Annotated in this window: 23 protein-coding genes; all 23 read left to right on the top strand. The window is 39.2% G+C overall.

Going from position 1 to position 19,831, the window contains the following annotated elements; genetic code table 11:
- The first annotated feature begins 23 nt into the window (after nt 1–23).
- Nucleotides 24–1,469 carry an ABC transporter substrate-binding protein gene (locus HZI73_RS05500; protein WP_212697253.1) on the top strand — a complete coding sequence of 482 codons (1,446 nt, stop codon included), beginning with the start codon at nt 24–26 and terminating at the stop codon, nt 1,467–1,469.
- 65 nt (nt 1,470–1,534) lie between these two features.
- On the top strand, nt 1,535–2,377 hold the full coding sequence (locus HZI73_RS05505) for an ABC transporter ATP-binding protein (RefSeq protein ID WP_212697254.1): 843 nt from the start codon (nt 1,535–1,537) through the stop codon (nt 2,375–2,377).
- Entirely contained in the window at nt 2,374–3,120 is a 747-nt protein-coding gene (locus HZI73_RS05510; RefSeq protein WP_212697255.1) for an ABC transporter permease, read from the top strand. Before HZI73_RS05505 ends, HZI73_RS05510 begins: the two co-directional genes overlap by 4 nt.
- Before the next feature lie 170 nt (nt 3,121–3,290).
- Nucleotides 3,291–4,394 carry an ABC transporter substrate-binding protein gene (locus tag HZI73_RS05515; RefSeq protein ID WP_212697256.1) on the top strand — a complete coding sequence of 368 codons (1,104 nt, stop codon included), beginning with the start codon at nt 3,291–3,293 and terminating at the stop codon, nt 4,392–4,394.
- Between the two features lie 2 nt (nt 4,395–4,396).
- On the top strand, nt 4,397–5,422 hold the full coding sequence (locus HZI73_RS05520) for a FecCD family ABC transporter permease (RefSeq protein WP_246552365.1): 1,026 nt from the start codon (nt 4,397–4,399) through the stop codon (nt 5,420–5,422).
- On the top strand, nt 5,415–6,194 hold the full coding sequence (locus HZI73_RS05525) for an ABC transporter ATP-binding protein (protein WP_212697257.1): 780 nt from the start codon (nt 5,415–5,417) through the stop codon (nt 6,192–6,194). Before HZI73_RS05520 ends, HZI73_RS05525 begins: the two co-directional genes overlap by 8 nt.
- Before the next feature lie 13 nt (nt 6,195–6,207).
- Nucleotides 6,208–7,599, top strand: a complete 1,392-nt coding sequence (locus HZI73_RS05530) for a cobyrinate a,c-diamide synthase (protein WP_212697258.1) — start codon at nt 6,208–6,210, stop codon at nt 7,597–7,599.
- On the top strand, nt 7,586–8,215 hold the full coding sequence (locus HZI73_RS05535; protein WP_212697259.1) for a precorrin-8X methylmutase: 630 nt from the start codon (nt 7,586–7,588) through the stop codon (nt 8,213–8,215). The genes HZI73_RS05530 and HZI73_RS05535 overlap by 14 nt, the downstream gene beginning before the upstream one ends.
- A 1-nt stretch (nt 8,216) precedes the next feature.
- On the top strand, nt 8,217–8,897 hold the full coding sequence (cobI, locus tag HZI73_RS05540; RefSeq protein WP_212697260.1) for a precorrin-2 C(20)-methyltransferase: 681 nt from the start codon (nt 8,217–8,219) through the stop codon (nt 8,895–8,897).
- Nucleotides 8,894–9,694 carry a nitrilase-related carbon-nitrogen hydrolase gene (locus HZI73_RS05545; protein ID WP_212697261.1) on the top strand — a complete coding sequence of 267 codons (801 nt, stop codon included), beginning with the start codon at nt 8,894–8,896 and terminating at the stop codon, nt 9,692–9,694. The genes cobI and HZI73_RS05545 overlap by 4 nt, the downstream gene beginning before the upstream one ends.
- A complete protein-coding gene (gene cbiD / locus HZI73_RS05550) occupies nt 9,679–10,791 on the top strand; it encodes a cobalt-precorrin-5B (C(1))-methyltransferase CbiD (protein WP_212697262.1) in 1,113 nt (370 codons plus the stop codon). The genes HZI73_RS05545 and cbiD overlap by 16 nt, the downstream gene beginning before the upstream one ends.
- 124 nt (nt 10,792–10,915) lie before the next feature.
- On the top strand, nt 10,916–11,530 hold the full coding sequence (gene cbiE, locus HZI73_RS05555; RefSeq protein ID WP_212697263.1) for a precorrin-6y C5,15-methyltransferase (decarboxylating) subunit CbiE: 615 nt from the start codon (nt 10,916–10,918) through the stop codon (nt 11,528–11,530).
- A complete protein-coding gene (cbiT, locus tag HZI73_RS05560) occupies nt 11,520–12,104 on the top strand; it encodes a precorrin-6Y C5,15-methyltransferase (decarboxylating) subunit CbiT (protein ID WP_212697264.1) in 585 nt (194 codons plus the stop codon). Before cbiE ends, cbiT begins: the two co-directional genes overlap by 11 nt.
- 107 nt (nt 12,105–12,211) lie before the next feature.
- Nucleotides 12,212–12,973, top strand: coding sequence for a precorrin-4 C(11)-methyltransferase (gene cobM / locus HZI73_RS05565; protein ID WP_330619690.1), 762 nt, complete (start codon nt 12,212–12,214; stop codon nt 12,971–12,973).
- A complete protein-coding gene (locus HZI73_RS05570) occupies nt 12,970–13,998 on the top strand; it encodes a cobalt-precorrin 5A hydrolase (protein ID WP_212697265.1) in 1,029 nt (342 codons plus the stop codon). Before cobM ends, HZI73_RS05570 begins: the two co-directional genes overlap by 4 nt.
- Nucleotides 13,991–14,716, top strand: a complete 726-nt coding sequence (gene cobJ, locus HZI73_RS05575) for a precorrin-3B C(17)-methyltransferase (RefSeq protein ID WP_212697266.1) — start codon at nt 13,991–13,993, stop codon at nt 14,714–14,716. The genes HZI73_RS05570 and cobJ overlap by 8 nt, the downstream gene beginning before the upstream one ends.
- 10 nt (nt 14,717–14,726) lie before the next feature.
- Nucleotides 14,727–15,485, top strand: coding sequence for a precorrin-6A reductase (gene cobK, locus HZI73_RS05580; protein ID WP_212697267.1), 759 nt, complete (start codon nt 14,727–14,729; stop codon nt 15,483–15,485).
- 78 nt (nt 15,486–15,563) lie between these two features.
- The gene (locus HZI73_RS05585) at nt 15,564–16,466 is read left to right on the top strand and encodes a helix-turn-helix transcriptional regulator (RefSeq protein WP_212697268.1); all 903 of its coding nucleotides are present in this window, start codon (nt 15,564–15,566) and stop codon (nt 16,464–16,466) included.
- Nucleotides 16,467–16,760: 294 nt separating this feature from the next.
- Nucleotides 16,761–17,249, top strand: a complete 489-nt coding sequence (locus HZI73_RS05590) for a permease (RefSeq protein WP_212697269.1) — start codon at nt 16,761–16,763, stop codon at nt 17,247–17,249.
- Nucleotides 17,240–17,770, top strand: coding sequence for a permease (locus tag HZI73_RS05595; protein WP_212697270.1), 531 nt, complete (start codon nt 17,240–17,242; stop codon nt 17,768–17,770). Before HZI73_RS05590 ends, HZI73_RS05595 begins: the two co-directional genes overlap by 10 nt.
- Nucleotides 17,771–17,893: 123 nt before the next feature.
- Nucleotides 17,894–18,319 carry a hypothetical protein gene (locus tag HZI73_RS05600; protein WP_212697271.1) on the top strand — a complete coding sequence of 142 codons (426 nt, stop codon included), beginning with the start codon at nt 17,894–17,896 and terminating at the stop codon, nt 18,317–18,319.
- 237 nt (nt 18,320–18,556) lie between these two features.
- On the top strand, nt 18,557–18,847 hold the full coding sequence (locus tag HZI73_RS05605) for a hypothetical protein (RefSeq protein ID WP_212697272.1): 291 nt from the start codon (nt 18,557–18,559) through the stop codon (nt 18,845–18,847).
- 181 nt (nt 18,848–19,028) lie between these two features.
- Entirely contained in the window at nt 19,029–19,787 is a 759-nt protein-coding gene (locus HZI73_RS05610; protein WP_212697273.1) for a DUF975 family protein, read from the top strand.
- The last annotated feature ends 44 nt before the right edge of the window (nt 19,788–19,831 follow it).

Genomic DNA, 19,831 nt, shown 5'->3' on the forward strand with positions numbered 1-19,831 from the left:
TGGAAAGGAATGGAAGCAGGCTTATGAAAAAATGGATACCCATTATAGGCAGCATCATCCTTATAGGGCTTGTACTTGGGCGGGATATACCCATTCATGGTACAAAAGATGCCAGTAAGATAGTGGATCATCACGTGTTTATTGACGATGTAGGTAATAAAATTATGATACACAAAATTCCTAGTCGTATCGTGAGTTTATCCACCGTTCATACAGAGAATATCTATGCATTAGAGGCTTCTCACCATCTTATTGGTGTAGATAAGGGTTCTCATTATCCTGCCAGGGTAGTTGATCTGCCAAGGTATGCCATGGATCATGAAGCCGATATGGATAAACTCATTAAGGCCAAGCCAGATCTTGTCTTGATTACACCAGAGATTAATCAGCAGTATCCTCGGGTTGTATCCAAGCTGGAAAGTAATGGTCTATGGGTTGTATCCCTTATGCCAAAGTCTGTTCAGCACTTTGATTACTACATACAAAAGCTTGCCATGTTAATCCAAAAAGAGGACCAAGCGAATAGGATGTTAAAGGATTATCATGCTGAACTAAACCAAATAAAACAAATAACATCTCAGATAAAAAAGAAGAAAACAGTTTTTGTAGAAACATCCCAAAAGGGATTCTGGACACCTGCACAAGGGTCATTACTCTTTGAAGCCATTGACCTAGCAGGGGGAATAAACATCGTCAAAGATGCCAAACCTTCTATCCCCAATCAACCTCAAGTAAGGTATGGATTTTCGCATATCGAACGTAACCAAGAGGTCATCGATGTCTATTTTACGCTACAAGGTGTACGGGATGGTGGGGGAAGTATTATTTCCATCAACCAGCAGGACAAGTTCAGACAAGTAAAAGCAATACGTGAAGGTGAAGTTTATGAATTGCTTCATCCTCTGGTTAATCAATATACCTTTCGTTATGTGAAAGGGGTAAGGGATATGGCAAGGATTCTCTATCCAGAAGTGATGATTGACGAGACGAAGGTTAGCAATGATATACCGTTAACACGTGAAGTCTTTAGCCATATTGTATACAATCAACGAAGGCTTCAAATGTTTACCATAACAGGAAGTGACTATTACGACGTAAAGAAACACCTGCATACTTATGGGAAATACCTAGATGTGACAGAGCAGGATGCAGATTTTGACCAGATAGAGACTGTTTCCATGCGTGGTTACTTATTACCCAAACGCGATAAGACGGGAAATGAAACTTTCGGTAGGCATGATGCTGTAACAAGATCAGATATAGCACATTTTATCTATATCATTAAGGATTTGACTGGTCAGAAGGATTTTAAAACCATTAAAGATATTAAAGGGCATAACCAAGAGCTGATGATAAATAAAGTAGTTGCCCATGGTGAGATGCAACTCATGGATGGTTATTTTAAGCCAGATGACCCTTATACAGTGGAAGCCCTTTATAGTCTATTGGAGAGACTGAGGGATTTCTAATAACGTTCATGTCATCATGGTATAGAAGTGAACGTTCATAACCCATATATGAAAGAGGGACAGCGATGATTAAGACCAGAGATCTCATAAAAAAATACGATAAAAACCCTGCGGTTAACGGGTTGAATTTAGATATTGAAGCTGGAACCTTTTATGGCTTACTTGGACCAAACGGTGCAGGTAAGACCACCACCATTAAAATGTTGTCCACCCTATTGCCACCCACTTCTGGTGATATGCATATCATGAATGAAAGGGTTAAAAGAGGGCAGAAGCATATACAAGCTCAGATAGGTGTTGTACCACAGCATTATAGCCTGCAAAGGGAGTTTACGGTTTATGAAACCCTCATTCACCATGGTATGCTCCAGAGCATGCAGCGAAAAGAGATGAAAACACGTATAGAAGAATTGCTAATCTTTGCCAAATTGGATCAAGATGCCCATAAGTTAGTGGCTAAGCTGTCAGGGGGTAACAAAAGAAAGCTCATGATTATTCGTGCTGTGATGCACCGTCCGAAGATTTTATTCTTAGATGAGCCAACAGTAGGATTGGATGCTGCTATTCGTCGAAGCATATGGGACTTATTAAAATATCTAAAAAGCGAGGGGTTAACGATTATCTTAACCACCCATTATATAGAAGAAGCCAGGGTACTATGTGATCGCATCGGTATGATGACCCATGGTAAAATTGTCATAGAAAACACGCCCCATGAACTGTTAAAAGATGTACAAGCTTATGTAGTGGAAGTATTTGATGGTCAAAAAACACACTATGCCTATTTTAATACAAGAGAAGAGGCCACAGCATATTCCCATAAGCAAGTGGATGATGTGCTAATAAGAAGGTCCAATCTGGAAGATGTTTATGTGAAATATACGAAGGAAAAGGTGGAAGCATTATGAGGGTTTTCAAAGAGTTGTATCCCATTATATGGGATGAATGGGTTATTTTCAAAAGAAACTTTATGAAAATTACCATCAGTGCCATTATCAGTCCCTTACTTTATATGATTGCTTTTGGCTTAGGGATAGGCGGAGGATATTCTTTATCTGGTGTCACTTACATGAAATTTTTAATTCCAGGTATCGTGGCTCTGACTACCATGAATGCCAGTTATAAAGCCATTTCTGTTAAGCTTATTACCAACCGGGTTTATGATCAGACTTTTGAGCAATACTTGATAGCCCCTATATCCATTTTTAGCTTTTGTATAGGAAAAGCCATAGCCGGTGCTTTAAGGGGGATGTACGCAGGTATGTTAGTCCTTAGTATTGCAGCTGTATTTGGTATTTCCTTGAATGTCACAGGAAGTTTTCTTTTACTGATGTTCTTAAATGGTCTGACCTTTGCTTCATTAGGTATGCTGGGAGCACTGGTAGCTAAATCCCATGCAGATATGAACCGTTTTGGCAGTTATGTGATATTACCCATGACTTTTTTGTGTGGTACGTTCTTTTCAACAGACTATTTACCGGATTTTATGCGTAAAGTTATCCACTTACTGCCTTTAACCCATATGTCAACCATGTTAAGGGCCATTGCTACATATGATACGTATTATGTAGCCAATATTTTAGGTGTGGTGGTGTATTGTATTATTTTTTTAACCATGTCTTATCGTATCTGTTTAAAAATAGCGACTTAAGACATGTGGAAATAGAGTAAAACGGGCAGTGACAACCCTAACGTGCAGATGCTAAGCGGCACAATAATTTGTCCAGACGCCATAAAATACTGACAAAAAAGAAGGAAATGAAGAGGGCTATTCATCTTGATAGGATAGAGATGATAGACTACCCAATAAGGAGAAAAAACATGAAGAAATTAATCAGTTGTATGTTGGTCATTATGATGATATTAAGTGTAGCAGGTTGTGGTCAATCCGATGCAAAAAAGAAGGATGAAGACAGCAATCAAAACGTAACAACTCATGCTGATGCAGAAACAACAGAAGGACAAACAGGAGATTCAACAGAAGATATGACAGAACAAGCAAACCCATCAAACGGTACGAATCTCTATCCTGATTTCATAATAGAAGAAACAGAAACCACCATTACATACGTGGATAAATTCGGTACAGAGACCATGGTTACAAAAAAACCTGAGAAAGTGGTCATTGCCTTTAACTCTATTCTAGGTTTATGGTATTATGCAGGTGGTACGTCTTTAACCAAAGTAAAAGGCTCTACTAACGTTCCAGAAGAAGCCAAAGACCTGATGGATTTAGGAAGTTCAAGAAGTGTCAGTTTAGAAGCCATCATTGCCCTAGAACCAGACTTAGTGATTCTAGCTGCCAATGTGGAAGGTCAAGTGGCGTTAGCGCCTACATTAAAGGAAAGCGGCATTGAAGCCATGATTATCGATACATCCATTAATGCCTATGAACGATTTAAGGAAAATGCGTATCTTTTTAGCAAGATTAATGGTACAGAAGAAGCCTATGATACAAAAGTACAAGCCATTATCACAGAGATTGATGGCATTATTGAAAAAGCCCAAGCAGTAGAAACTAAGTCAAGGGTAGCTGCCATGTTTGCAACGTCTAAGAGCATGAGTTTGGATTCTGATATGGCACTTACAGGTGAGATGATTTATGCACTTGGCGGGGAGAATATTTTAAATGCCTCCGATGTTAAGGTAGAAGGGGAGTCCAGAGTGCCTTTTAGTATTGAAGCCCTCATTACCCAGAATCCAGAAATTATCATGATATCCACTATGGGAGATATTGAGGGCGTAAAAGAAAATGTTAATAAAATGATTGACGAAAACCCTGCATGGAACCAAGTGCATGCTGTTGAGAATAACCGAGTATATTACTTACCAAAAGAATACTCCGTCTATAAACCCAATGAGAAATACGCAGAAGCTTTTACACATATTGCGAAGCTTCTATACCCAGATGTATTTGGTGAATAAGGATGAAAGCCATGACCTCTTTAGCCCAACAGGATGAACAAAAAAATAGACGTTATAAGCTCAGTATATTAGGGATACTTTTTGTGTTTCTCTTTGTTAGTGTCATCCTTAGTATAACTCTTGGAGCTACGCATATACCGCTGAAGAAGGCCTTTCAAGCACTGTTTGTGGAGAAGGATGGGTTAACTTATCACATTATTATGAACATCCGTATGCCTCGAACACTGGTTGGGATGTTAGTGGGCATAAGTTTATCCCTATCTGGAGCCATATTACAGGGTATTATGCGTAATTCCCTTGCTTCACCTAATATTATCGGGGTGTCAAGCGGGGCAGGATTAGCTGCAACCATATGTATCGTGCTCTTACCAGCTTATGTGAACTTAACCCCAATTGCCGCTTTTATCGGTGCTTTTTTAACCACCATGATTATCTATTCTTTATCCTATAAGAATGGAGTGCGGCCTTTACGGATGGTGTTAGCAGGGGTGGCTATATCTTCTTTGGTGAGTGCCTTGATTAATTTGATTTTGATCTTTTTTCCAGATCGGGTATCGGATACTTTAAGCTTTACCATTGGCAGTTTGAACCTTGCATTATGGTCAGATTTCTATCGGCTGCTGCCTTATGTGATTGTTGGTTTCATTTTATGTTTATTAAATGCTCGAAAGATCAATGTGCTTATGTTAGGGGATGAAATCGCTACATCATTAGGGGTACATGTGGAAAGAAGCCGTTTCTTCTTTATTGCATTAGCTTCGTTACTCGCTGCAAGCAGTATCAGTGTGGTGGGTCTTCTAGGTTTTGTAGGGCTGATTGTGCCGCATATTGTGAAGCTGTTGATTGGCTCCAATTATCGCTATGTGTATGTGGGTGTCACTTTTTTTGGAGGGGGCATTGTCATATTCTGTGACACCATTGCTCGTGTTATTGCTGCACCTATGGAGATTCCTGTGGGGATCAACATGGCTATATTAGGGGTTCCATTTTTCCTATATCTCTTAAGAGGGAGGATTGCTCATGATTAACATAACAAAACTGCATGTTCAGTATGACAAGCATGTTGCTCTTCAAGACGTTTCTTTTCATATAGCAGAAGAGAAAATTACCACCATCATCGGTCCCAATGGTTGTGGAAAAAGTACATTGCTAAAAGCCATGAGTAAGAATCTCAAGTACCAGAAGGGCAGGATTGAAATCGGAGGAAAGAATCTAAGTCATTATTCGCCTAAAAAGCTGGCAAAATCATTAGCCATACTGCCTCAGAATCCCAAAGTTCCAGCAGATTTCACCGTGCACGAATTGGTCAGTTTTGGCAGGTATCCTTTTATTTCCTTTGGCAAGCGGATGAAACAGAAAGATTATGATATGATGGCATGGGCATTGGATAAAACAGACATGACCACCATGAAAGGACGGATGGTATCCACCTTATCAGGAGGGGAACGCCAACGGGCATGGATTGCTATGGCTCTTGCGCAAGAACCTCGCATACTCTTACTGGATGAGCCAACCACCTACCTGGATATTGCCCACCAATTTGATGTGCTCGAACTCATTAAGAGCATACAAGAAAAAACGGGCATCACCATTGTGATGGTACTCCATGATATTAACCAAGCAGCCAGGTATTCTCATGACATCGTTGTCATGAAAAAAGGTGCTATCGTAAAACAAGGATCACCCAAGGACATTATCAATGAAGATACCATGGAAGGGGTCTTTCGTCTAAAAGGAAATTTTATAAAAGGCAGTCGTTACCCTCATTTTATTCCTTTGGAAAGCAAGCGACAAGCATGAAAGAGGTGGGAGCATGAAGAAAATTATGATAGCAGGCACCAAAAGCGGTGTAGGCAAGACAACCCTTACCATGGGTATTTTAGCGGCTCTGGCTAAGCGTATGCATGTCCAGCCCTACAAGGTTGGACCGGATTACATTGACCCTGCTTTTCATACCCAGATTACAGGACGATTCTGCCGTAACTTGGATTCCTATATATTGGAAGAAGAAGTGATTAAATACCTGTTTCAGCAGAGCAGTAACAATGCCGATATAGCTGTTATTGAGGGTGTTATGGGGTTGTTTGATGGAAAAGAAGTAGGCTCAGATGTGGGAACCAGTGCATCCATTGCTAAGCTGTTAAAGACACCTGTTATTTTGGTTGTGGATGGCAGTAAGGTAGCCTCATCCATCGCGGCAACGGTTAAGGGGTTTGCTGCTTTTGACAAGGATGTAACCATAGCAGGTGTTATTTTGAACAATGTAGGCAGCGCTGCCCATTATGAACTATTAAGAGACGCCATTATGTATCATACAGATGTAATACCTTGTGGCTATTTGATTAAGAACGCAGATGTATCCTTACCCGAACGGCATCTGGGGTTAGTACCCCATCTTGAGATGAGTGGTTTAGATAAGGTGTATCATCAGTTAGCCACAGCCATTGAAGCTACCATTGATTTGGATAAAATATTGGAGATCGGGACCATGGCAGAAGCCTGTGTAACCCGTTATGAACCGCCAGTGTATGAAGGGTCTAATGTACGGGTGGCTATTGCCAAGGATAAAGCTTTTCATTTTTATTATCAGGACAGTCTGGATTACTTAAGGGACAAGTTAAATGTAGAGCTTGTACCTTTTAGTCCCCTTGAAGATAAGCAGTTACCAGAAGGTATTCATGGCTTGATACTAGGCGGTGGTTTTCCAGAGATGTTTGCTGAGGATTTATCCAAGAATATACCCATGTTAGAAGCCATTTACCATGCCTTAGATAAGGGACTGCCTTATGTAGCGGAATGTGGTGGTTTAATGTACCTTTGTGATGAGCTGGTAGACCTAGAAGGCACACAGCATAACATGGTTGGCTGGTTAAAAGGCTATACTACCATGGAAAAGCGGCTGCAACGTTTTGGCTATGGAAAGCTCACCCTTAAGGATTCTTGTATCTACGGCCAAGCAGGAGATCATATACGGATTCATGAATTTCACCGTTCGAAAGCCTATATTGGGGAACCCCAGGTATATGCAGTAGAAAAATCAAGACTTGGTCAAACAATACGGCAATGGACTTGCGGCTATGCAAAAAAGAACGGTGTAGCAGCGTATGCGCATCTGCACTATTACAGTAACTTGAATTTTGCCAAGCATTTTATAGAAACATGTAGACAGTATAAGGAAGGAGGCTATTCCCATGGAATACATTAAGAATCCTATGGCTATTGAAGAAGGCAGTATGCAGATTATTGAATCCGAAATGACAGCACCTGAGGATTTTACCTCTGACGCATTAAAGGTCATTAAAAGAGTTATTCATACAACGGCGGATTTTGAATACGAATCCCTGATTCGATTTTCAGGGGATCCCATTGAAAAGGGTATACAACACATTAAAAGAGGATGTAAGATCTATGGTGATACCAACATGATAACAGTGGGGGTTAATCGTGTACTTTTACAAGCATATGGCTGTACCATGGTCAACTATGTCCATGATGAAGACGTGAAAGCACAAGCCCTTGAAAAAGGCATTACACGGTCCATGGTAGCCATGGAAAAAGCTTTTTATGACAAAGAGATTGGCATCTATCTTATAGGTAATGCACCCACAGCACTCATCAAACTTCTTGAGCTCATTGACAAACAAGGTCATTTTGATGGGTTAATTGTAGGGGTTCCCGTAGGTTTCGTTGGCGCTAAGGAATCCAAAGAATTACTTATGGAAAGGGATATACCGTATATTAGCATTAAAGGCAGAAAAGGCGGCAGTCCAGTAGCCGTGGCTATGATGAACGCCATCTTAAAGATAGGAAAGGAAAGATAATATGACATTAACATGTATTGGTGTGGGACCAGGTGACCCTGAATTATTAACCATAAAAGCTGTACGTTTAATAGAAGAAGCAGACGTAATTGTGGTGCCGGTTAAGAAACAAGCATCCACAGAGAGTACAGCCCTGAAGATAGCACAGCCTTACATAAAGGATATGTCCAAGGTAAAATATCTTTATTTTCCTATGGTCGCCTTTCAGAAGGATGATGAACAGATACAACAGATATTTCGCCATAATGCCCAAATGATTAATGAAGACTTAGGAGCTGGGAAGAAGGTGGTCTATCTTACCTTGGGAGATCCTTCTGTCTATTGTACATTTACATATATTGCTGATTATATCGATCACGTCACTTATGTACCCGGGATTGCTTCTTTTTTACAAGGTGCGGCACATATAGGACAGCCTCTATGTCTTGGTAAAGAGTCTTTAGCCATTATCAATATGACAGATGATGAAAGGACCATTAGGCAGGCTTTCCAATTACATGATAATCTGGTTGTGATGAAAGTAAGCGCCAACCCCAAATTGCTCCATGAACTGATTGTACAAGATAATCGTCCAGCAACATTCTTATCCAACATGGGATTGGAGAATGAGATGGTTACCAGTGATCGAGGATTTTTAGAAGGAAAGGTACCTTATTTCACCGTGGCACAGGTGAAAAGATGAAAATAGCCATGGTACAAGTATACGCCAGTACACAAGATATGACAGCAAACTATAACAAAATCGTAGGTCATGTGAGAGAGGCCTCTGAGCAAGGTGTTACATGTATATGTTTTCCCGAACTTACCCTAACAGGCTATGATTTGAATAAGTCCGATGAGGCCATTGATAAGCAATATGATTACCTAGAAGCGCTAAGAACTTTAGCAGAACAATTGAATATGACCATACTGGTAGGCGGTATTGAAAGAGATGGTACAAAACGCTATATCGCCCAATTTGTTCTACATCATACCATAGAAGGCTATCGAAAAATACATATTGGCAACAAAGAAAAAGCCTATGTAACACCAGGGGAGAAGATACACGTCTTTCAATCCAAAGGTCTGACATTTGGTATCATGGTATGTTACGATACGCATTTTCCTGAACTTGCGTCCATCATGACGAGGATGGGTGCTCAGGTTATTTTTGCACCATCTGCTTCACCCAATGACCCGCGCAAGCGGATTGAGATGTGGAAAAAATACATGGTAGCACGGGCATACGATAATCGTATAACGGTTCTTGCTACCAACTTAATTTTTGGTGAGAAAGGTGGCGGCATGATTGGTTATGATGGCAGGGGAGAATTACGATTATCTCTTGCATCTCTAGAAGATTATCGCATGATCATTGATCTGAAATCCTATGACTTTCATAAGAAAGGTATGAGGGATCGCTTGTTTCATCATGACCGTCAACCACTTATCTATCAAAAAGCAGAAGAAACGTTGGTGAAATCATGGAACGATTCATAGAAAAAGAAGGTAAAAAATTACGCTACGGTTATACCACAGGAAGCTGTGCAACAGCAGCAGCCAAAGCTGCGGCTATGATGCTAATGCATGATATTAAGCCTCAATCTGTCTTGATAGGCACGCCAAAAGGATGGGATCTGAACATTCCCGTTTATCCAGTGGAAGAAGGGGCAGATTATGCCACCTGCTATGTGATTAAAGATGCTGGTGATGATCCGGATGTTACCCATGGTATGCGTATCTATGCAACCGTGAAAAAAACGGATCAAGAAGGTATTCGTATCCAAGGTGGTGTGGGTATAGGTACTGTGACTAAAAAAGGTCTGCGTATATCGGTGGGTCAATCAGCCATTAACCCAACACCCCTCATGACCATCGATAAAGAAGTTCGGCAGGTTCTACCAGCTGGTCAAGGGGTGGATATTACCATCTTTGCCCCAGAGGGTGAAGCCATTGCTAAGAAAACATTTAATGCGAACTTAGGTATTATAGGTGGCATATCCATCATTGGTACATCAGGTATTGTGGAACCCATGTCCGAGGATGCCCTTATGGATACCTTAAAAGTAGAGTTAGGCATTAAAAAGGCCAATCATGGTAACTGGCTTGTCTATGTCTTTGGTAACTTTGGACGGGATTATGCCATGGCTCATAAAATAGAAGAGAAGTATATTCAAAAAATCAGTAACTTTGTAGCATTTATGATGGAAGAAGCGTACAGACAAGGATTTAGAAAGATACTCTTTATAGGCCATGTAGGTAAAATGGTGAAGGTAGCCGCTGGAAGCCAGAACACCCATAGTAAATATGGGGATGGACGTATGGCATCCATAGCAGCCTGTGCGGCAGCTTGTCATGTGAATGAAACAGTCATCCAGAAGATTCATGGCTGTAACACCACAGATGAAGCAGTGGGTCTTCTTAAGGCACATGGAAAAGCAGAGGAAGTTTTTGAACATATGGCAGAAAAATGTCAACAAGTCTGTCAGGGCATGTGTCATAATAAAGTACAAGTCGCATGTATTATCTTCTCAACCATTCATGGCACATTAGGAAGAAGTGCTGACGCAGAGGATATGTTAACTTATTTTACTTGATGCATGTAAGCGTCTTGTAAAAACTGTTAACAGATTAGAAAATATGAATTGAATAGGTGTCATAGCATCTGTATAGATGTTATTATGTCTAGGACGTTCATGACCATACAAAGGAGTAATGCACATGATTAGGGTGATTGGTATTGGACCAGGGAATCCAGATTATATTTTACCAGTAGCCATCAAGTATATTAAGAAGGCGAAGACGGTTATAGGGGCTGATAGACATCTGGAAGCTGTAAAAGACTATTGTCAAGAGACACTAAACTATAGCAAAGGATTTGACTACATTGGGCAATATATTCAGGAACATCTAGATGATGATATAGCTGTGGTGGTGTCGGGTGATGCCTTGTTTTACAGTATGTTGAATTTTGTTAAGCGGACAGTGGATCATACGAAGATAGAGGTCATTCCAGGTATCAGTTCGCTGCAATATATGTATGCCAAATTAAAACGTGGTTATGAGTCAGCAAAATGGATCAGTTATCATGGAAGAGAAGTAGATGTCATACAAGAACTCACAGACCATGATAGTGTTGGTATTCTAACAGACCATCACCATAGCCCAGCATACATCGCTAATGTATTACATGAGCATCAGATAGAGGATCGGGTCATGTATATTGGTGAAAACTTATCTTATGAAGATGAGCGTATTCATAAGATGACAATAAAAGAGGCCATGGCTTACGAAGCCAAGTCCTTAAGTGTGGTGGTGATTGAATATGACGCATAGATGGTCTTATGATGTATCGGGTATTGACGATGAGCAATTTATTCGAGGTAAAGTCCCCATGACCAAGAGTGAAGTACGAGCGGTAACCATGAGTAAATTACGATTAATGAAAGATAGCAGGGTTCTTGATATTGGTGCAGGGACAGGGTCTGTTACCATAGAATGCGCGAGAATAGCCAAAGACGTAACGGCTGTTGAACGTCATGTAGAAGGTGTAGAACTGATTAAAGCTAATGCAGAAGCTTTTGGTGTGGACACAGTAAAAGTCATACAAGGTCTAGCACCAGATGATTTACCGGATACCACCTATGATCGGGTTTTTATTGGTGGCAGTGGTGGTCAGTTACCAGATATATTTCATTACTTAGATACCCATTTGGTATCGGGTGGTATCCTTGTGGCTAACACCATCACCATCGAGAATACAGGGAAGATATTATCTCTGTTAAAAGAAGGAACATATGACCAGATAGACGTCATTCAGATGGGGGTAAGCAGAAGCAAAGCCGTGGGTAATAGCCATATGATGTTAGCGGAAAATCCCATTACCATATTGTCGGCAAGAAAACAATAAAGTTGCATGCATACCAAGGACAATTATTGTTCACTTTTGCTTGCATGTTGACTTTGCAACAAAGCATAAGACAACAAGAATGACTATTTTATAGAGGAGGAAACATATTGCATAAGGTAGTATTTGTGGGAGCAGGACCAGGCGATCCAGAGCTGATTACCATGAAAGGAAAAAAGGCCATCGATGAGGCAGATATCATTATATATGCAGGATCCTTGGTGAATAAAAAAGTATTGGAAGGATGTCAAGAAAGTGCAGAGATTTATAATAGTGCAAGCATGCATCTTGATCAAGTCCTTGACGTCATGATAAAAGGTATAGCAGATAACAAGCAGGTTGTAAGAGTACATACAGGGGACCCATCTATCTATGGCGCCATTAAAGAACAGATGGATGCTCTAGAAGCAAAAAAAATACCTTTTGAAGTCATACCAGGGGTCAGCTCTTTTTGCGGCGCAGCAGCAGCCATTAAGAAAGAATTTACCCTTCCAGATGTGTCCCAAACCGTTATATTGACAAGAATAGAAGGAAGAACACCTGTACCGGATAAGGAATCATTAGCGTCACTAGCCAGCCACCGAGCCAGTATGGCCATATTCTTATCGGTAGGGATGATGGATAAAGTCGTTGGTGAGTTAGGAAAACACTATCCCATGACCACACCCATAGCAGTGATTCAAAGGGCCACTTGGGAAGATGAAAAAATCATTATAGGAACCCTTGACAACATTGCCGAACAAGTAAAAGAAGCAGGAATAACCAAGACAGCTCAAATACTCGTAGGTGATTTTATAGATTGTGATTATACGTTATCCAAGCTGTATGATCAACATTTTACACACGAATACCGAAAGGCTGTGGATGTATGAAATGGGCCATGGTAGCGCTGAATAGACAAACCGTTGCCTATGCTGTTAAGATGCGAGAAAAGTGTGCGGATCTTGCAGACATACATATTTATACATTGCCCAAATATCAAGTAGAGCATGTTGAAGTTATAGAAGGTGGTTTGAAGGCTTTTAATCAAGTATTATTTAAAAACTACAAGGTGATTATTTATATGATGGCCATGGGCATTATTGTCAGGGACATCGCACCTTATTTAAAACATAAAAGTATGGACCCTGCGGTATTGTGTTTATCACCGGATGGGTCATACCTTATTCCTGTTTTATCGGGACATCTTGGTGGAGCCAATAAGATTGCTAGGCATCTATCCAGCAGAATCCAAGCTAAGCCTGTTATTACAACGGCATCGGATTTGATGCACAAAACAGCTGTGGACTTATTAGCCAAGGACCATGATTTGGTGATTGGTAATTATCAAGATGCCAAGCTATTAACGGCAATGATGATTAATGATGACCAAATTGATATCATTTCGGATATACCCATGAAGGGTATTGAGCTTACAACAACTTTAAGAGAAGGAACTAAGGGAATTATCCATATCACCCATAGAACCCATAAGAAATATCCTCTACCAACGGCAACCCTGATACCCAGAAACATTGTCATTGGTATTGGTGCTAAAAGGGACACCACTTACGAAGCCATTCATGGATTTTTAAAGGATTGTCTGAAACAACATCATCTATCAAGAAAAGCCATTGGATGTGTAGCATCCATTGACTTAAAAAAGGATGAGGCTGGTATTTTAGAACTGGTAAAACAATTAGATGCAACCTATTGTGTCTATACCGCGGAGGAACTTGCACAGGTCGTGGAGCGGTTTGACCAATCGCCTTTTGTGAAACAGATTACAGGGGTTGGAGCTGTGTCCATGCCCAGCGGTTATTTAGCATCCAATAAGGGTACATGTATAGCTAAGAAAATGAAACACAACGGTATAACCATCAGCATATGGGAAGAAAGGAAGGACATCCATGATTAATATTGTTAGCACAGGCCCAGGACAACAAGATTGTATGAGCTATGAAGCGGTAGAAGCCATCAAACAATCCGATGTCATTGTTGGATACAAGAAATATATCGAACTCATTACACCTCTCATCCATGAACAGGAAGTCTTTTATAACGGTATGAAAAAAGAAGTGGACCGTTGTAAAAAAGCCTTAGCATTTGCAAAAGCTGGAAAAACAGTAGCCATGGTAAGTGGCGGCGATGCAGGCATCTATGGTATTGGTGGCATTATGCAAGAGATCGTATTAGAAGAACAAAGTGATATCGAGGTAAGATGCTATCCGGGGATAACATCTGCTCATGCAGCAGCGGCTGTATTAGGTGCACCTATTGTTCATGATTCTGTGTACATCAGCCTCAGTGATTTACTTACAGATATAGAAGTCATTAAGAAGCGTCTTCACGCAGCAGGTATGGGGGATTTTATCACATGTATCTATAACCCTAAGAGTAAAGGTCGCCCTCATTATATCAGCATGGCTAGGGATATTTTACTGGAATATAAAGATAGCCAGACACCAGTAGGCATTGTGAAAAATGCTCGTCGAGATAACCAAGAGGTTTACATCACAACACTGCAAGACATGTGTGATGTTCCCATCGACATGTCCAGTATGGTGATCGTGGGTAATGGTGATACCTATGTGAAGAACGGTAAAATGATTACGCCAAGAGGTTACAGAAGGTAAGGTGAAGCTTATGCAAATACTTATTTTTGCAGGGACGCGTAATGGAAGAGAATTAGCTGTGGAATTAGCGGATAAGGGTCATGGTGTTACGGTTTCTTCCATGAGTGCACATGGTAATGGTCTTGTTCCAGAACATGGACATATTAAGGGTATATATGGTAAGATGATTCAAGAAGATATTGAGCAGTATATGAGGGAACAGCATATAGATGTGGTGATTGATGCAACACATCCATATGCTGTGGCTATATCACGTAACATTATAGGAAGCACCCATGCCCTAGGTACACCCATGATCAGGTACGAGAGAAAGTCAAGTATTTGTAAAGATATGGGAAAGCATGTGGACACTTACGCAGAAGCCTGTCAGTATTTGAATAACCATCAAGGTCAAATATTGTTCTCAACAGGTGTTAACCATATTGATGAACTGGTAAGGCTATTGGATAAAAAACGTATGGTTGTGCGTATATTGCCTGTAGAAACATCCATACAAAAAGCATATGATTGCGGTTTACAAGACAATCAGATTATCGCTCTTAATCCACCCTATACACTGGAAGATAATTTAAAGCACATTAAAACGTATCATATTCAATATCTTGTTACCAAAGATAGTGGACATGAAGGTGGTACATGTATGAAAATAGAAGCTGCCAAACAAGCAGGTATCGAATTAATTGTTATCGATCGACCAAAGATACAGTATCCTGTTTGTTACGATGAGAAAGAAAAGGTCTTGGCACATGTTTATGGATTGAACAAGTAAGTGAACAGCTCAAACATCACAATTTCGGTCAAGAAACAGTAACCGTTTCTATGTTATTCTGTAATAGGAGGTGAGGGAGTGACGAACCAAGAACAGGTAGATGCAGTAAGCAGAATGCAAAACTATATTCATGAACATATGCATGAGCCCATCACATTATATGATTTATCCCAGGTTGCTGGGTATTCGCCATGGCATAGCGCTAAGATATTCAAGCAACTAACGAACAAGACAGCTTTTGAGTATATACGAGATTTACGGTTATCACGTGCTGCTCTTGTCCTAAGGGATCAGAAGACAAAAGTACTTGATGTGGCCCTTGATTATGTGTTTCAATCTCATGAAGGTTTTACAAGAGCATTCTCCAAAGCATTTGGTGTATCGCCTAAGCGGTATGCCGATAATCCAACTCCCATTAAACTCTTCATTGATTATCCTGTTCGTGATTATTATCACTATAAGAAGGGAGACCGCAATATGAAGGAAAAGAAAGAGACACATACTGTTTTTGTCCAAGTGATTGACCGTGAGGCAAGGAAACTTATACTAAAGAGGGGTGTGAAAGCAACCCATTATTTTGAATACTGTGAAGAGGTTGGTTGTGATATTTGGGGGATATTAACCAGTGTGAAAGATGCCCTTTACGAGCCCATAGGGGTATGGTTACCTCCTAAGATGGTACCAGCAGGCACATCCATATATGCACAAGGGGTAGAAGTTTCTAAGGACTATTCAGGTAAAATACCGGAAGGGTTTGATATCATTGACTTACCCCCTTGTAAGATGATGGTATTTCAAGGCCAGCCTTATGAAGATGAACAATTTGGTGAGGCAATAGATGATGTAGAGAAAGCAATCCAAGGTTACGATCCAACCGTTTATGGATTTGCATGGGCTGAAGACGATGGACCAAGATTTCAGTTGGAACCAAGGGGTTATCGAGGTTATATTGAAGCTAAGCCCGTCAGGGAAATAAAATAATACCATAAGGTAGGTAAGAGCTAGAAAGTGGCTAAAGGTCATTTTCTAGTTTTTTTATTTTATTGGAAAGTTCTCAATTCAACAAATGATGTAGAAGCGTTCTCATTTGTGCTATGGAAACTTTCATAACGAAACAACTTGCTTCGCAATACGCGACATAGTCGCTTTGTTCTACGAACGCGTTATATACCCGCTAGAATAAATAACAGAATAAGTACTTGGATGATTGACAAGCAGTAAATAGAGGGATATACTAAGCAGAGCAATATAGACCATCGTAGGAGGATCTAAACAATGAATCTAAGTTTATATGGCATCGCCATAATATGCCTCGTATTTTCTTATTATAAAAACAAACAGAAGACCATGAAAGCCTTAAAGAAAGCTTGGAAAGCCTTTGAGAATTTATTGCCACAATTATTAGGCGTAATTGTCCTTGTGGGCATCATGCTTGCCATATTTCATACAGAAATGATCTCAAAAGTGATTGGAGCAGAATCCGGTTGGTACGGTACACTGATAGCTGGCATCATCGGTTCTGTCACGCTTATACCTGGATTTGTTGCATTTCCAACAGCAGCGCTTTTACTAAAGAATGGCGCAGGGTATGTCCAGATTGGAGCGTTTGTCTCAACGTTAATGATGGTAGGTCTTATGACCTTACCTGTTGAAATAAAGTATTTTGGTAAGAAATTAAGTATTATACGAAATATGATTGCATTTATCTTTTCATTTGTTGTAGCACTAATTATTGGAAAGGTGGTAACAGGCACATGGCTATAGTTAAACGGTATCGTTTTTTCATTGTAACACTCGTGATGTTAGGTGTGTTATTTCTTGTTAATAAAGAATATGGTCTGCAAGCGGTTCATGTAACGGGCTATTCCTTAAAAGAAATGGCACTTATTATTCCTCCCATATTTATTTTCTTAGGTTTATTGGATGTCTGGGTACCTAGAGAAACCATGGTGCGTTTTATGGGCGAAGGCTCTGGGCTAAAAGGTATTGTTCTAGCCTTTATCTTAGGATCTGCCGCAGCAGGACCGCTATATGGTGCTTTTCCTATAGCAGCCGTATTTATGAAAAAAGGTGTTAAGTTTACCAATATCCTTATTTTTATTGGTGCATGGTCCACCACCAAAATCCCCATGTTTCTATTTGAATTATCATCCCTTGGAACAAAGTTTGCAATCACTCGGTTATTGATTGATATTCCAGGTATCATCATTATTGCTTATTTTCTTGCAAGGATTATGCCCAAGGAAGAGATTAAGAGGATCTATGAGAGGGCTGAGTCTTTATAGAAAGGATTAGATAGATGTTATTTCATAGAAAGCACAGTAACTTTAGTTTATGCTATTGTGGTGTAGTTGAAGAAGACTTTATATTGATAAATATATAGAATAGTGTTTGGAGTGAAAAAGTAGATGGAGAGTAAAATAAAAACAATAGGGATATTTCCTAACAAAGGAATTAGTAACATAGACCTTAGAATGGATAAAATGGAAGTACATAAAAACATAGGAATTCCTTTTGTAGTTAAAGAAAATAGTTGCTATTTAAAAGAAGCTTATTTAAACTTTAATTTGGTTTTGGAATATAATGATTACAAAGTAAGTAATATTGAATTTGCTAGGCCTATAATAAACGATTATAAAATACTATTATATGACATAGAAATATTTAAGGTAAATGTACATGATTTTATACAAAAATTAATGAGTCAATACCATATTTTATTTGACAGTGAAAACATTAAAGATAGTTCACTTTTTGAATGTAAAGAGTTAGGGATGAATTTTTGGAGGACTTATGAAGAGCGTGAATATTTTGAGGCTATATCTATATATTGATTTCAATAACATACATTATACTATATCATGGTTGAGCAAATAGTAAAGGAACATGTACCATAGTTGTTAAATGAATCATCATTTTACGTCACATGAACGCTAAAAACGGCATAATAAAGAAATAATCTTATCTTTTATTAGATAAGTTTTTTTATGGGAATTTCCCATAAAAGCCATAGGACACCTGCTATATATTATATAATCAAATGAGGTGAATAAATATATTGGAGGTGCAACATGATACATCAGCATAAAAAAATCATAGACGACTTTCTTTGGGATGTATTAGAAGAGAAGGTTCGTACGTGTGAAGCCCATAATAAGGATGTGATAGAACAACGGCATTCATTAAAAGAAGTGGATAAGCAGTTGAGTGATATAATGTATAACTTGGATAACAAAGAGCGTGACGTACTTGATGTGTATTTGAGTACCCGTAATTATATACAAGGGCTCATTCAATATGATTTGTACCGTCAAGGTATAAGAGATGGCATACAATTGTTAAAAGATTTAAAAGTGATATAAAAAAGTATCAATAAGTATCATTATTATGTATAATATTAGGTGGGTATAAATGAATTGGTTATATATACCGTTCATTTAGAATTGATCACAATACGAAGTAAAGGTGGCACAATCTTTTATCAAATGGTGAAGGAGATACATAAGATAGGAATAGTAGAATAAGATGACGAGGAGGAATACAATGTGGTCAAGAGAATTTATTAAGGGAAAGGCTAAAGCAGTTTTAAGGTTAAACTATTGGAAAGCTTTTGCTGTTAGTTTAGTCATATTACTAGCAGGTGGTAGCGCTAATGGTGGAAGCTTTGGTAGTGGAAGTCGTTATACCAGAGAAATTGATAATAATGGATTTTTTGATTTAGAGTTCATAAGAATATTAACGATCATAGCAGTTGTAGTAATTGTGTTATTGCTACTGCGTATATTTATAGGTTACATGCTTGAAGTTGGTGGAAGAAAATTTTTTATCAAAGCTGCTGAAGGAGATACCTATATGAATTTAGGTTATGGTTTTAGAGAGGGTAGATACACCAATATCCTATTAACCATGATGCTACGCGGTATATTTATTTTCTTATGGACACTGTTATTAATCATACCGGGTATCATCAAATCATATGCTTATCGTATGGTACCTTATATTTTAGCTGATAATCCAAAGATTGGCTATATGCGAGCCATTCAACTCAGTAACGAAATGACGCATGGACAAAAATTTGAAATCTTTGTATTGGATTTATCTTTCATTGGTTGGTATTTATTAGGTGTATTAGCTTTATTCGTTGGGGTCCTTTTTGTCAAACCCTACGATGATGCAACCAATGCAGAACTTTATTTGATACTAAGAAAAGATGCTATCGAAAGAGGTTTAACATCTCATGAAGAATTAAATATGCAAGATGAGATATTAGGCACTAACCAAAAACTAAACACAACCATTTGATAACATTCATTCAGATTAGTTAAGTCACTATCAATAGCAATACT

This window comes from Vallitalea pronyensis (assembly GCF_018141445.1).
Taxonomy (GTDB): Bacteria; Bacillota; Clostridia; order Lachnospirales; family Vallitaleaceae; genus Vallitalea; species Vallitalea pronyensis.

Excerpts from the sequence above, each read along its gene's own strand:
- HZI73_RS05500 (WP_212697253.1), top strand. The coding sequence starts at position 24 with ATGAAAAAATGGATACCCATTATAGGCAGCATCATCCTTATAGGGCTT.
- HZI73_RS05505 (WP_212697254.1), top strand. The coding sequence starts at position 1,535 with ATGATTAAGACCAGAGATCTCATAAAAAAATACGATAAAAACCCTGCG.
- HZI73_RS05510 (WP_212697255.1), top strand. The coding sequence starts at position 2,374 with ATGAGGGTTTTCAAAGAGTTGTATCCCATTATATGGGATGAATGGGTT.
- HZI73_RS05515 (WP_212697256.1), top strand. The coding sequence starts at position 3,291 with ATGAAGAAATTAATCAGTTGTATGTTGGTCATTATGATGATATTAAGT.
- HZI73_RS05520 (WP_246552365.1), top strand. The coding sequence starts at position 4,397 with ATGAAAGCCATGACCTCTTTAGCCCAACAGGATGAACAAAAAAATAGA.
- HZI73_RS05525 (WP_212697257.1), top strand. The coding sequence starts at position 5,415 with ATGATTAACATAACAAAACTGCATGTTCAGTATGACAAGCATGTTGCT.
- HZI73_RS05530 (WP_212697258.1), top strand. The coding sequence starts at position 6,208 with ATGAAGAAAATTATGATAGCAGGCACCAAAAGCGGTGTAGGCAAGACA.
- HZI73_RS05535 (WP_212697259.1), top strand. The coding sequence starts at position 7,586 with ATGGAATACATTAAGAATCCTATGGCTATTGAAGAAGGCAGTATGCAG.
- cobI (WP_212697260.1), top strand. The coding sequence starts at position 8,217 with ATGACATTAACATGTATTGGTGTGGGACCAGGTGACCCTGAATTATTA.
- HZI73_RS05545 (WP_212697261.1), top strand. The coding sequence starts at position 8,894 with ATGAAAATAGCCATGGTACAAGTATACGCCAGTACACAAGATATGACA.
- cbiD (WP_212697262.1), top strand. The coding sequence starts at position 9,679 with ATGGAACGATTCATAGAAAAAGAAGGTAAAAAATTACGCTACGGTTAT.
- cbiE (WP_212697263.1), top strand. The coding sequence starts at position 10,916 with ATGATTAGGGTGATTGGTATTGGACCAGGGAATCCAGATTATATTTTA.
- cbiT (WP_212697264.1), top strand. The coding sequence starts at position 11,520 with ATGACGCATAGATGGTCTTATGATGTATCGGGTATTGACGATGAGCAA.
- HZI73_RS05570 (WP_212697265.1), top strand. The coding sequence starts at position 12,970 with ATGAAATGGGCCATGGTAGCGCTGAATAGACAAACCGTTGCCTATGCT.
- cobJ (WP_212697266.1), top strand. The coding sequence starts at position 13,991 with ATGATTAATATTGTTAGCACAGGCCCAGGACAACAAGATTGTATGAGC.
- cobK (WP_212697267.1), top strand. The coding sequence starts at position 14,727 with ATGCAAATACTTATTTTTGCAGGGACGCGTAATGGAAGAGAATTAGCT.
- HZI73_RS05590 (WP_212697269.1), top strand. The coding sequence starts at position 16,761 with ATGAATCTAAGTTTATATGGCATCGCCATAATATGCCTCGTATTTTCT.
- HZI73_RS05595 (WP_212697270.1), top strand. The coding sequence starts at position 17,240 with ATGGCTATAGTTAAACGGTATCGTTTTTTCATTGTAACACTCGTGATG.
- HZI73_RS05600 (WP_212697271.1), top strand. The coding sequence starts at position 17,894 with ATGGAGAGTAAAATAAAAACAATAGGGATATTTCCTAACAAAGGAATT.
- HZI73_RS05605 (WP_212697272.1), top strand. The coding sequence starts at position 18,557 with ATGATACATCAGCATAAAAAAATCATAGACGACTTTCTTTGGGATGTA.
- HZI73_RS05610 (WP_212697273.1), top strand. The coding sequence starts at position 19,029 with ATGTGGTCAAGAGAATTTATTAAGGGAAAGGCTAAAGCAGTTTTAAGG.